We start from the raw sequence: 13,161 nt of genomic DNA on the forward strand, positions 1-13,161 counted from the left end.
ATGAAGTAGTTGCTGTCGTTAGCGGATTTATATTACATGGCAACTACGCCTCTGTCTTCATGACAGGGGCGAGTTTACGTTATGTTTGAAATATTTAAGTCATAGGAGGAAAAAGTATGCTTGATATCACACAAATAAAGGAAATTATTCCGCATCGTTACCCATTCTTATTAGTCGACCGGATCATTGAAATAGATGAAGGGAAAAGAGCGGTAGGATTGAAGAATGTCACAGCAAATGAAGAATTCTTTAATGGCCATTTCCCCGATTATCCAGTTATGCCTGGAGTTTTGATTGTAGAGGCATTAGCGCAAGTTGGCGCTGTAGCCGTTTTAAAACAGGAAGAATACAAAGGGCGGCTTGCATTTTTCGCTGGGATAGATAATTGCCGCTTTAAAAAGCAAGTAAAACCAGGTGATCAGCTGCGTCTGGAAGTGGAAATAGTGCGTATGAGAGGTTCAATGGGTAAAGGGAAAGCAGTGGCAACGGTAGATGGAGAAACAGCATGTGAAGCCGATATCATGTTTGCTTTTGGTGACAAATAGGATTCATTTTACGCGAAAGGGAAATGGGGTATTTTAACTATATATTTCAAAAATGGTTTAAGGAATCGTGAAGCGGTGTATATAAATAGCGCCGCATGCTTTTTTAAAGCAAGCGCGGTTTTAAGAACTATCTATCTCCCTTTGAATGCCGGACATTTTTATGTCCGGCATTTTTTAATGATTAAATTCAAATTAGAGGATTTTCTTTTTAAATTTAAAATAGGACGCAAGTTATTTTCACATTCGGGCAAAATAACTAATGATAAAGAAAGAAGGGAGGTTGCCAAAAATGATGAAGAAAATTTTTGCACTAATTGGGGGATCTTTATTATCTATTATGTTCCTTGCTGGATGTGGAACGGATAATGATGACAACAACAATCCCGCTCCAGAAGATGATAACAACATCATTGAAGATGATAACAACGGTACAGATGATAACAACAACGATAACGATGATGGCATGCTTGATAATGACAACAATAACGATGATGACATCCTTGAAAACGACGATAATAACGTCGATAATGATGCCGATGACTTGATTGAAGACGCTGAGAAAAAAGGCGACAACAATAAGTAATTAGCACGGAATGACAAAGACTGGCTTAGGTAAGAAGAGGATTAATATCCTTCTTCAGCTAAGTCAGTCTTTTTATATGCATTCGTTAGGGGATGGGAATTAAAGGAAGGTTTTTATTTATTGGTTGCTAATTTAGGCTTTGAGCGGATTTTTTGCTTGAACTCATTTATTAATTCATCGCCGACGAGCCCTTTTTGAACCAAATCTTCAAGAAGAAGTTCTGCATATTTGCTCCGTGTTTTTTGGATGTGACCAACGAATAGAAGGCTATAATGGCTGCCGACTTTTCTTATTGTGCGTAGTACAGTGTGAAACAAAGCCGGTTCATTATCCTTGTTGGTAATGACGGCCTGGATATACACCTCTCCGTTTATATCGGGAAGTGAAGGTTCAAGCTCTTTGAAATGATTTTCATCTACAAAGGCTTCCAGTAACCACGATCTAGCGTCGTTTTCTTTATTTATAATCAATCCATCTGTTAATACAATATCAATCAAGTTAAAATTTTCAGTTACAATTTGCAACGAGATCAATTTAAATGATTTCATCTAATTCCTCCGTTTCTTGCAAGAAAGAGCGGTAATTACCTCTCTTAAACGTAAATTTTGAAATAGTACATATCGATAAATCCTTTTAAAGGTAATTATATCATACTAAAAAAAAGTTCCTTAATGAAATGAATACCCAACATTTGTCTAAATTATGAAGGATAGAATAAAAATTTGCAAAATATTTAATTTTGTTAACTATTCGTTTTTCACCTAATTTTAATCAATAAAAAATGGTTTTGCATCATTTCAAACGGTTTTTTATGAAGAAAAATGGTGTATTAAGGCTATTTCCTTCATTTTTTAATCGATGGAAGAAAGAGTATGATAAAAGCATATTAAAGAGGAAGGAGTGAAAAAATGATTAACCAAGTTACCCTCGTCGGCAGGCTTACGAAGGATCCCGAATTAAGACACACACCTGATGGCAAGGCTGTTTCCAATATCACTTTAGCAGTCAACCGGAACTTTCGTAATACTGTCGGTAACTATGAGGCCGACTTTGTGCAGTGTATCATATGGAAAAAGTCTGCTGAAAATACTGCTCAATATTGTAAAAAAGGTGCCATAATCGGCATAACTGGCAGAATACAAACAAGGAGATATGAAAATCAGGAGGGTAAATATGTATATGTAACTGAAGTGGTCGCCGAGAGGGTTCAATTCATTGGCTCTAAACAAAATGATGTTAAGCCTAAGGAATTTGAACATATTGGTTTATAGTTTTGGGCATGACGACAGGACAGAAGCAAGATTGTTATGCAGTAGTGGAAAAAAACATTAGTGATATATTCCGTCAATAATAGGAACGATCAATTTTATGCTTAAAACATAGGGAACAAAAAAAGTATTTATATGACCATAATGAAAAATAACTGTACAGAATTTCAACACTATTTATAAAATTCATTTTCATCAATTCATTCCCCCTAAGCTAATATAGCCTCTTCCTCGGCTGGAAACCCCGATTTACCCTCAATAAAATCGATTTATCTGTTTCCCCTCTTGTAATGACTGTAAATTTGCAGTCATTTTTTTGTGCCAAAAAGTGCGTAAATAGGAAAAAATAAAAAATAATTCTGTTAAATTAGAATTTTTAGAAAATATATTGTAATATTTTAATTTTGATGCAATAATAAACCCAATAATATAATTGGAAAAAAAGTTATATATAGGAAGTGATTTGATGGACGAACCAATTATTAAGGTGAATGGGCTGCAAACCAGTTTTCGTACGGACGATGGGGTGATCCCTGTCGTGAATTCAATCGATTTTCATGTCAATCCTGGTGAGGTTTTAGGGATAGTGGGGGAATCGGGGTGCGGAAAAAGCGTTACTTCTCTGTCCATCATGGGTCTCGTTTCTTCACCGGCTGGTAAGGTGGAGGGAGAAATCCTTTTTAAAGGAGAGAACATCGCAAATGCCCCTGAAGCGAAAATGAGAAAAATTCGCGGGAATGATATAGCGATGATATTTCAGGAACCGATGACAAGCTTGAATCCCGTGTTCACTATTGGCGAGCAGTTGGTTGAGACGCTTCGGATACATAAAAAATGGAACAAAAAACAGGCCCGCCAAAGAGCGGTGGAAATGTTGAAGCTGGTTGGGCTTGGCCGTGCCGAGGAATTGCTCGATGAATATCCTCATCAGCTTTCAGGCGGAATGAGACAAAGGGTCATGATAGCAATGGCCATGATCTGTGAGCCGAAACTCCTAATAGCCGATGAACCGACAACGGCTTTGGATGTGACGATCCAGGCACAAATTCTAGAATTAATGAAGAATTTAAATAAAGAAACAGACACGGCAATCATGATGATTACCCATGATCTTGGGGTAGTTGCGCAAATGTGTGAACGTGTCATTGTCATGTATGCCGGCAAGGTAATAGAGGAAGGAAATGTGCAAACGATTTTCCAAAATCCTAAGCACCCTTATACGGTCGGTTTACTACAATCGATTCCGGATATGCGAATAAAGAAAGAGCGCCTTTACTCAATACCTGGTAATGTGCCAAAACCTGGGACAAGCAACCTCGGGTGCCAGTTTGCCCCTCGATGCTCACATGCCATGGAGCAATGTATAAATGAGACCCCGTCTCTATTGAAATTCGATGAGGGTCAGCATGTTCGCTGCTGGCTGTATGAAGATGGGAAAGGAGCTGCCTTGCATGAGTCAAACATTGGTTAAGGTAGAAAACCTAAAGAAGCATTTTCCGATTAAAGGAGGGGTTCTGGGAAAGACCATTGGAGAGGTCAAGGCAGTTGATGGTTTGTCTTTTTCCATTTATAAAGGGGAAACTTTAGGCCTTGTCGGTGAAAGCGGTTGCGGAAAGTCGACGACGGGAAGATTATTGCTTCGATTGCTTGAGCCAAGTGAGGGTAATGTTTATTTTGAAGGAAAGGACCTGACGGCTTTATCTGCCGGTGAAATGAGAAAGATGCGCCGTGAAATGCAGATGGTCTTTCAGGACCCATTCGCTTCCCTCAATCCCAGGCATACAATTGAAAAAATATTGGAAGAACCGCTCATCGTTCATGGGGTTAAAGATAAAAAGGCACGAAAATCCCGTGTACAGGAACTTCTTAGGGTTGTTGGCTTAAGCAGTTACCATGCTAAAAGGTATCCTCATCAATTCAGCGGGGGCCAGCGGCAGCGTATTGGCATCGCGAGGGCACTTGCAGTCAACCCTAAACTGATCATTGCAGATGAGCCGGTATCTGCACTGGATGTGTCGATTCAGGCCCAGGTCTTGAATCTGTTGCAGGATTTGCAGGAAGATTTTGATTTGACCTACTTGTTCATTGCCCATGATCTTGGGGTGGTAAGGCATATCTCCGACCGTGTCGGCGTCATGTATCTTGGACATATAGTTGAATTGACGGAAAGTGAAGGACTTTATGAAGATCCGCTTCACCCATATACGCAGGCTTTATTATCAGCGGTGCCGATCCCGGATGTGGAATACAAGGGGGATAGGGTAATCCTGCAGGGAGATGTTCCAAGCCCATCAAACCCGCCCGGCGGCTGTCCATTCCATACGAGATGTCCGAAGGCGATGGAAGAATGCAAAACGGACAAGCCAATTTTGAATGAACATAAACCTGGTCACTACGTTGCTTGTCATTTATACAATTGACACGACGTATACATAAATTCGCAAATAATAAGGGGGAAGAATATGAAGAAAACATGGGCATTATTGCTGACTGGTATCCTTGCTCTTTCACTAGCGCTTGCGGGATGCTCCTCGTCTACATCAAAAGAGAAAGATGATGGTAAAGGGGGATCGAGTGAAGCGAAGGGCGGCGTATTGATATACGGTAAAGGCGGAGACGCTGTCGGTCTTGACCCAGCCATCGTAACCGATGGTGAATCATTCATCGTCACACAGCAGATCTTTGAAACGCTTGTGAAATATGGGGAAGATGATACGGAAATCAATCCGGGTCTTGCAGAATCATGGGAAGTGTCCGATGACGCAAAAACATACACATTCAAATTGAAAACCGGAATCAAGTTCCATGATGGTACGGATTTCAATGCAGATGCTGTCGTAAAAAACTTTCAACGTTGGGCACAAAGTAAGGATGAGGGTAAATTTGCGTACTATGCCTCCATGTTCGGAGGATTTGAAGGTGATGAAGGCCATGTTATCAAAGAAGTAAAAGCGATCGATGCCAGCACGGTGGAATTCACTTTGAACCGTCCGCAGGCGCCGTTCCTGAAAAACCTTGCCATGCCTACATTTGCAATAGCCAGTCCGGCTGGAATTGAAAAAGAGGGTGACGATTTCACTAAAAATCCATCTGGTACAGGTCCTTTCAAATTCAAATCATGGAAACCTGGCGATACGATTGAAGTGGTGAAAAACGATGACTATTGGCAAGATGGACTGCCAAAACTTGATGGTATCACATTTAAGGTCATTAAAGATAACTCTGCGCGTTTAAATGCTGCAATCAAAGGTGAAATCGACCTGATGGACGGGTTGAACCCAAGTGATATCAGTAAAGTTACAGGAGATGAAAACCTGCAAATATTCGAACGTGCATCCATGAATGTCGGGTACTTTGCTTTCAATGTTGAGAAGGCACCATTCGACAAGAAAGAAGTGCGTCAAGCCATCTCGCATTTGATCAATAAAAAGGAAATCATTGATAATTTTTATGAAGGCACAGCAGAGCCTGCCAAGAATCCTATGCCGCCATCCGTTTCTGGCTACAATGACAAAGTCGAAGACTATGATTACGATGTAGAAAAAGCGAAGGAACTGCTGAAAAAAGCTGGACTTGAAGACGGATTTAAAATGGACCTATGGGCAATGCCGGTACCGCGCCCATATATGCCAGATGGTCAAAAAGTGGCTGAAGCCATTCAAGCAAGCCTAAAACAAGTCGGCATCGAAGCGAATATCGTTTCATACGAATGGGCTGCATATTTAGAGAAAGTGCAGGCTGGTGAAGCCCAATCCTTCATGATGGGCTGGACAGGCGATAATGGAGATGCGGATAACTTCCTTTATACATTATTGGATAAAGATAATATCGGCTCCAACAACTATGCCCGTTACGCTAACGAAGAAGTCCATAAACTGCTGATCGAAGCTCAGTCCACGGCAGATGAAGCCAAGCGTAATGAGTTGTATGGAAAAGCCCAGGAAATCATTCATGATGAAGCTCCATGGGTTCCGCTTGTACATTCTTTACCGCAGTTAGCCGGATCTAAGACGGTCAAAGGGTTTGTTCCACATCCAACTGGTTCACAATCCCTTGTTAATGTTTCTCTAGAAAATTAACCGTACGAACCGGGTAGTATGGAGTCTTGCATGCTTCCCGGTTTTGTTATGGAATGCATTTCAAAATGATCGAGGGCGCTTTTAAGGCCCCTTATTTAAAAGGCGGGTGATTGTTTTGTTTTCCTATACCGTACGACGTTTAGGATCTCTCATTCCAGTGTTACTAGGAATGGCGTTTATTGTATTCATGATGATCCGGGCTATTCCAGGAAATCCAGCACAGGTAATTTTAGGGCAGCAAGCAACGGAAGAGGCAGTCGCTGCAATGACAAAGGAACTTGGTCTGGATAAACCTTGGTTCATTCAATTTTGGGATTACTTATCAGGCCTGTTAAAGGGAGACCTGGGTGTTTCCTTAAAAACGAATAGTCCGGTTTCCGAAGAAATTGGGCCATACCTCATGGCTACGATAGAACTGGCCTTGATCGCCATGATCATCGCCGTGGTCATAGGCGTTAATGCAGGGATTATATCAGCTTGGTTCCAAAACTCATGGTTTGATTATGTCGCCATGGTGATTGCGTTGATTGGTTTGTCCATGCCTATTTTCTGGCTGGGATTAATGGAACAATATATCATTTCAATTCAATGGGATTTACTTCCGACGACAGGGCGGGACAATATCAGGGATCCCGTTGAGGCCATAACCGGACTGTATTTGATAGATACACTCATGGCGGGCAGGGTGGATCAGTTTTTCGAAGTGATAAAACATCTCATCTTGCCGGGAATTGCGCTGGCGACCATTCCGATGGCCATTATTGCAAGGATGACACGTTCGTCCATGCTGGAAGTTATGAGATCGGATTTCATTCGTACGGCTCGTGCTAAAGGAATGAGAATGTTTTGGGTTGTTTACAAGCATTCCTTTAAGAATGCCCTGATTCCAGTGGTGACGGTTATCGGACTGCAAACAGGATTACTTTTAGGCGGCGCCATATTGACGGAAAACATTTTTGGGTGGCCAGGTATCGGTACATATATTTATGATGCAATCCTATCTCGGGATTATCCGGTGATACAGTCCGGAATTCTCGTCATCGCCTTTTTGTTTGTCATGATCAATCTAGTTGTGGACTTGTTGTATGCAGCGATCGATCCTAGGATTAAGTATAAATAGGGAGGGAAACTCATGCCTGAAATAGCAACGAATACTTCGCCAATCCTTCCTCCAAAAGAGGCAGAGGAAAAAGTCATCTCTCCCTGGAAGGAAGGCTGGAAAAGTTTTAAGAAAAATAAGGTAGCCCTTGTGGGTCTGGGGATTGTTTCATTTTTCATCCTAATCGCCATCTTCGCACCCGTTATAGCACCTTATTCATTTGAGGGGCAAAAGCTAAGTGATAAACATTTGGCCCCGTCTGCGGAGCATTGGTTCGGAACGGATGAATTTGGCCGGGATATTTTGAGCAGGGTCATTTATGGCTCGCGCATATCAATAGGGGTCGGCTTTTTATCTGTTGCCGGATCTGTTGTGGTAGGGTCTTTTTTAGGAATCATTGCCGGTTATTACGGCAGGTGGATAGATACGATCATATCGAGGATCTTTGATATTATTCTGGCCTTTCCAAGTATCTTGCTTGCCATTGCTGTCGTTGCCGTTTTGGGACCCTCCCTTCGCAACGCACTTATCGCCATAGCCATCGTCAATGTCCCGATATTCGGCCGGCTTTTACGTTCACGGGTCTTAACGGTGAAAGAAGAGGAATATGTAACGGCTGCAAAGGCAATTGGAATGGGGGATGGCCGCATTCTCCTTCACCACGTCCTTCCGAATAGCCTTGCACCGATTATCGTTCAAGGTACGTTAGCGATTGCAACTGCCATAATTGAGTGTGCAGCACTCGGCTTTCTCGGTCTTGGTGCACAGCCGCCAGCACCAGAGTGGGGAAAAATGCTCGCCGATTCCAGGGCGTTCATCATTCAAGCACCATGGACGGTTCTTTTCCCTGGGCTTGCAATCATGCTTACGGTACTCGGCTTTAACCTAATGGGGGATGGGCTGCGCGATGCTTTGGATCCAAGAATGAAAAACTAGAAGTTAAAGGGTGATGTTAGATTAACATCACCATCTTTTTGTCGTTTATCTGTAAATCTATCAAAATATGAAAAATAATAACAAAATCCTAGTTCGAAATAGGAAAATAGTGACTATTATCTCTTAAAATCACCCCAAAAGTTGTGATACTTTTATACTCAGTAAGAATATTCCAAAAATTGCTTATTTTAGAGGAGGAAAGTTCATTGATTAAACGTAGCTTGTCCATTCTAGCAATCTTTCTATTAGTATTTACTGCAAGCGTTTCCGCAGCCAAGCTCCCAGACCCCCCGGCAGGTTCGGGCGGTGCAGGTAAGAAGAATCAGGAAAGTATTATAAAGCTGAAGAAAAATGATTTGGATAAGAAATACAAAAGCAATGAGAAGGTCAGAGTCATCGTAGAGATGAAGGAAGCCCCGGCAATAGAAACAGCTTCGAAGGAAGGGAAACTTTTTAAACAGTTATCGAAAAATAAGAAACAACAATTAAAGTCCGAAAAGCTAGCTAATCAGAAGAAATTGAAAAAAAAGGTGAAAGAGAAAAAAATAGCTTTCAAAGAGCTTGAAAGTTTTACGACAGTCGTCAATGGGTTCAGCGGTGAACTTCAGTATGGTGAAATCAAAAAGGTGGAAGCCATGCCTGAAGTTGCTGAAGTACATATTGCGAATGAATATGAACGTCCTGTAGAAAAACCCGAAATGCTTTATAGTAAAGAACTAGTCCAAGCCCAGGAAGCTTGGCGGGAATATGGATATAAAGGGGAAGGGATGGTCGTCGGGATTATCGATACTGGAATCGACCCATCTCACCGTGATATGGTCCTGAATAATGATAATAAGGCAGAACTGACTGAAAATGAAATTAGCGGAATGAAGGAATCTAACCATCTATTAGGCAATTATTATACGGCGAAGGTTCCTTATGGATACAATTACATGGATGAAAATGAAGAAATCCTTGATCTTGGTGAAGGGGCGTCAATGCATGGAATGCATGTAGCAGGTACAGCCGGTGCCAATGGAGATGAAGAGAATGGCGGCATTAAAGGGGTTGCTCCTGAAGCCCAGCTGCTTGCTTTAAAGGTCTTCGGGAATGATCCCGACATGCAGACAACATGGGGCGATATATATATCAAGGCAATTGACGATGCCATCATCCTTGGGGCGGATGTGTTGAATATGAGCCTTGGCTCCACTGCAGGTTTTGTATCTGCAGAAGATCCGGAGCAGCAGGCGGTATCCAGGGCTGTTGATAATGGGATCCTCATGTCGATTTCAGCAGGAAACTCAGCACATTTTGGAAATGGATTTGCAAACCCATCAGCGTCGAACCCGGATATTGGCGTTTCAGGTTCACCTGGACTTGCATACGATTCTGTACAAGTGGCGTCGGTAGAGAATAACTATATGGATTTGGATGCAGCGACTTATGATATAAACGGACAAGTAGGGAAAGCTCCGTTCATGTCGGCTTCAAGCGTACATCCCAATACTTTAAATGAAAAAACACATGACTTGGTGGCTGCAGGTCTTGGGACGCCAGAGGAGCTTTCCAAAGTGGATGTTAAAGGCAAGTTCGCCCTCATCGAACGCGGCACGCTTTCTTTTATAGAAAAGGCGCAAAATGCCCAGGCAGCAGGTGCGACAGGAGTCATTATTTACAATAATGCTGACGGATATATTTCCATGGCCACAGATCCAAGCATCACCATTCCCCAGCTGTTCATGTTGAAATCGGATGGTGCAAAGCTGAAAGCGGCCTTAACGGATGGAGAAAAGGTGAAGATTACCTTTAATGGTGATAAAACAAAAGCTGTAAATCCAGAAGCAGGGAAAATGAGCTCATTCAGTTCATGGGGAGTCGCACCAAACCTGGATTTTAAACCGGAAATCACTGCTCCGGGAGGACAAATTTATTCGACGCTGAACAACGATGAATATGGAATGATGAGTGGTACTTCGATGGCGGCACCACATGTTTCCGGCGGCTCGGCACTTGTTCTTGAAAGAGTGGATAAAGAATTTAAATTAAATGGTTCTGCCCGGGCAAATTTAGCGAAGAACCTGATGATGAATACTTCAAAACCACTAGCGGATCAAGGTGTCGTCAATAAAGCCCTTGACTGGGAAAACCCTTACTCGCCTCGCAGGCAGGGAGCCGGGGTCATGCAGCTGCAATCCGCATTGTCCACACCTGCTGTCGTGACCGAGGCATTCACGAAAGAAGCGAAGGTTGCAATGAAGGAGATCGGCAATAAGTTCGCCTTTACTTTAAAGGTTGAAAACTTCAGCAACAAAGCGGTCAAGTATGATGTAAAAGGTAATATCCAAACAGACTATGCAATCCAGGGACAACTCGGTTATACCGCTAACGAACTGGAAGCACAGGAAATTAAGAACGCTTCGATTAAAATCAATAATAAAAGCACAAATAAGATTACCGTTCCCGCAAAAAAATCGGTTACATTCGAAGTGAAAGTTGACATATCCGATGCAAAAGTACTCGGTGATGACCTTCAGACTCTTGTAGACATTGACGAGGTCTTTCCAAACGGATATTTTGTTGAAGGGTTCATTTCATTGAAGGATCCTGCCGATACGAATCCGGAACTGAATGTACCGTATGTAGGGTTTAAAGGGGAGTGGGACAAAGCCCCTATCCTGGATGGCACTAAATATGATAAAGAGTCCTTCTATGGCATGGCAGGTGGAGTTTCTACAGCAGGTGAAGATTTCACTTATCTTGGCTATGACCCTGCGGGAAAAACATTCAATGGCAAAAATATTGCGATTTCCCCAAATAATGATGGTGCACAGGATGACTTCGTGCCTGTCCTATCATTCTTAAGGAATGCGAAAAAGGTAGAATACAATATATTGAATGGTGAAAACAAATCAATCCGGAAACTTCGCACAGAGAATAATGTACGCAAGGACTATTATGATGGCGGACAAGGGACCGCGTACACCCTTGATCCGGCCCGTAAATGGGACGGTAAAATCAATAATGCACTCGCTAAGGATGGGGTCTATTATTTTGAAATCAAAGCGATGATAGATTACGAGGGTGCAAAATGGCAGACGTTTAAAATGCCTATCAAAATCGATACGGTAAAGCCGACAGTCAAAATTTCGAAAAAAGGCAATGTATTAACCATCCAAGGCAAGGATAATTTGAATGGTTCAGGACTTGCTTATTACGATGTACAAGTCGATGGAGCATCCATCATGGAAGAGCCGCTCCCGGCGAATGCGAAGCAATTCACTTTACCTGATGTAAAAGGGGAAAAGGTTCAGGTTGTGGCAATTGACTATGCAGGTAATGAAAAAACGGCTGAAACTGAATTAGCCAGTGATTCAGCTCCAATCGATAATCATGCACCAGCTGTAAAGATCAAGAGTCCTGAAGCCTTGAGCGTGAACAATAAAAATAAAATCAAAATAACAGGGGAAATTGAAGAAGCGTCGGAAATAAAGGAGTTTAAAATCGACAATAAAACGGTACCTGCAACGTATAACAAGGCGAATAACAAATATGAATTCTCATATGAAAAGAAATTTGAAGAGGGTGTTCAAAGCTTCACTGTTAAAGCAACCGATAAGTGGGATAACACGGTTTCCTTTAAACGGACGATTATGGTCGATGCAACAAAGCCAGGTTTAAAAGTGAAGGGTGTACCGAAAACTGTGGGAGCCAAAGGGAAAAATCCAAAAGTGGACGTGACGGTGGAAGATAATTTCGATGAAATCCGCCTTTACCTGAACGGAAGCGAAGTATTCTATCATGAATTCAAGGAACCATACAAAATGCGTGCCTATAAGAAGAAGATAGAGGATTTGGAACTGCCGCTTAAAACAGGCAACAATAAGATTGAGTTTAAGGTGACCGATCTTGCAGGAAATGAAATGAAGAAATCCTTTAACATCAATAAAGCAAAAAAATAACGAAAGGAAGCCCTCTTACCCAAGAGGGCTTCAGTTTGTAGACATAATGATTTGTACCTACAGTTTTTTTGCGGGGTTGTACAATTGAACATTGGATGGGATGTAGGGCACTCGCTTTCAGCGGGCGGTCCGCTCTCGGCGCTCGCTGCGCCTTGGACACGCCATTCCCGCATGAGTCTTGTACACCCGCTCCAATCAACTGGAATGTCTTTCAAAATAATACTGTAGGCAAACTTGCTTTCCTTCGTACAAAATGGGGGTTCCGAATGGACTACCCCGAACCATGATTATAAAAAGAAGACTTGGTTATCCTTCATGAATTTTTACCTTTTAATATGGAATGAAACCACCATTAAATTGAAGAAATTTGCGACACTCCTGCCGAATAACTGGCTAGCCGAGACCCCCACAGACGCTTGCGTCGAGGAGGCTTGGCAGACAGTCGGCGGAAAGGGAGCGGATTTCTGAAATAAACTGGACGTTTTCAAAGAAAAAACTGCGGGCAAACTCGTTCGAATTTGTCTACAGTATGAGCCCTCTTATCCAAGAGGGCTGTTTTTGCATAATAAGCTTTCCCGAGTATGGATTTGATGAATGAATTCTTTAGTAGATTATGGTGTAGTTCCTTGCGTTTTCACCGTGCTAATATGGAAATCTCTTAGTGAGGAAGTTTTTTCATTATCCGGCAGGTATATCGAATAGGATAA

12 protein-coding genes are annotated in these 13,161 nt (G+C 42.1%); 11 read left to right on the top strand and 1 reads right to left on the bottom strand.

The window, feature by feature from the left end:
- Positions 1-116: 116 nt before the first annotated feature.
- Positions 117-545, top strand: a complete 429-nt coding sequence (fabZ, locus tag ACIROD_RS19910) for a 3-hydroxyacyl-ACP dehydratase FabZ (protein WP_230176123.1) — start codon at positions 117-119, stop codon at positions 543-545.
- 289 nt (positions 546-834) lie between these two features.
- Entirely contained in the window at positions 835-1,128 is a 294-nt protein-coding gene (locus ACIROD_RS19915; RefSeq protein ID WP_402943370.1) for a hypothetical protein, read from the top strand.
- Between the two features lie 113 nt (positions 1,129-1,241).
- Here the strand turns inward: ACIROD_RS19915 and ACIROD_RS19920 are convergent, their stop codons facing one another.
- Positions 1,242-1,676 carry a YwpF family protein gene (locus ACIROD_RS19920; protein ID WP_101223810.1) on the bottom strand — a complete coding sequence of 145 codons (435 nt, stop codon included), beginning with the start codon at positions 1,674-1,676 and terminating at the stop codon, positions 1,242-1,244.
- Positions 1,677-2,036: 360 nt separating this feature from the next.
- Here ACIROD_RS19920 and ssb point away from each other — a divergent pair, with 360 nt between their 5' ends.
- From ssb to ACIROD_RS19965, 9 genes are all read left to right on the top strand, one after another.
- Positions 2,037-2,399, top strand: a complete 363-nt coding sequence (gene ssb, locus ACIROD_RS19925; RefSeq protein ID WP_101223809.1) for a single-stranded DNA-binding protein — start codon at positions 2,037-2,039, stop codon at positions 2,397-2,399.
- A 463-nt stretch (positions 2,400-2,862) separates the two neighbouring features.
- The gene (locus ACIROD_RS19930) at positions 2,863-3,867 is read left to right on the top strand and encodes an ABC transporter ATP-binding protein (protein WP_402943375.1); all 1,005 of its coding nucleotides are present in this window, start codon (positions 2,863-2,865) and stop codon (positions 3,865-3,867) included.
- The gene (locus ACIROD_RS19935) at positions 3,848-4,816 is read left to right on the top strand and encodes an ABC transporter ATP-binding protein (RefSeq protein WP_402943378.1); all 969 of its coding nucleotides are present in this window, start codon (positions 3,848-3,850) and stop codon (positions 4,814-4,816) included. The genes ACIROD_RS19930 and ACIROD_RS19935 overlap by 20 nt, the downstream gene beginning before the upstream one ends.
- A gap of 42 nt (positions 4,817-4,858) precedes the next feature.
- On the top strand, positions 4,859-6,475 hold the full coding sequence (locus ACIROD_RS19940; protein ID WP_101223806.1) for an ABC transporter substrate-binding protein: 1,617 nt from the start codon (positions 4,859-4,861) through the stop codon (positions 6,473-6,475).
- A gap of 115 nt (positions 6,476-6,590) precedes the next feature.
- The gene (locus ACIROD_RS19945) at positions 6,591-7,595 is read left to right on the top strand and encodes an ABC transporter permease (protein WP_137016483.1); all 1,005 of its coding nucleotides are present in this window, start codon (positions 6,591-6,593) and stop codon (positions 7,593-7,595) included.
- A gap of 12 nt (positions 7,596-7,607) precedes the next feature.
- Complete coding sequence (locus ACIROD_RS19950; RefSeq protein WP_101223804.1) at positions 7,608-8,510, top strand: ABC transporter permease; 903 nt, start codon at positions 7,608-7,610, stop codon at positions 8,508-8,510.
- A gap of 206 nt (positions 8,511-8,716) precedes the next feature.
- Positions 8,717-12,454, top strand: coding sequence for a S8 family serine peptidase (locus tag ACIROD_RS19955; protein ID WP_402943382.1), 3,738 nt, complete (start codon positions 8,717-8,719; stop codon positions 12,452-12,454).
- Positions 12,455-12,538: 84 nt separating this feature from the next.
- Complete coding sequence (locus tag ACIROD_RS19960; protein WP_402943386.1) at positions 12,539-12,682, top strand: hypothetical protein; 144 nt, start codon at positions 12,539-12,541, stop codon at positions 12,680-12,682.
- An 87-nt stretch (positions 12,683-12,769) separates the two neighbouring features.
- On the top strand, positions 12,770-12,922 hold the full coding sequence (locus ACIROD_RS19965; protein ID WP_402943389.1) for a hypothetical protein: 153 nt from the start codon (positions 12,770-12,772) through the stop codon (positions 12,920-12,922).
- Positions 12,923-13,161 lie beyond the last annotated feature (239 nt).

It is taken from the genome of Peribacillus sp. NPDC101481 (assembly GCF_044767165.1).
Lineage (GTDB): Bacteria > Bacillota > Bacilli > Bacillales > DSM-1321 > Peribacillus.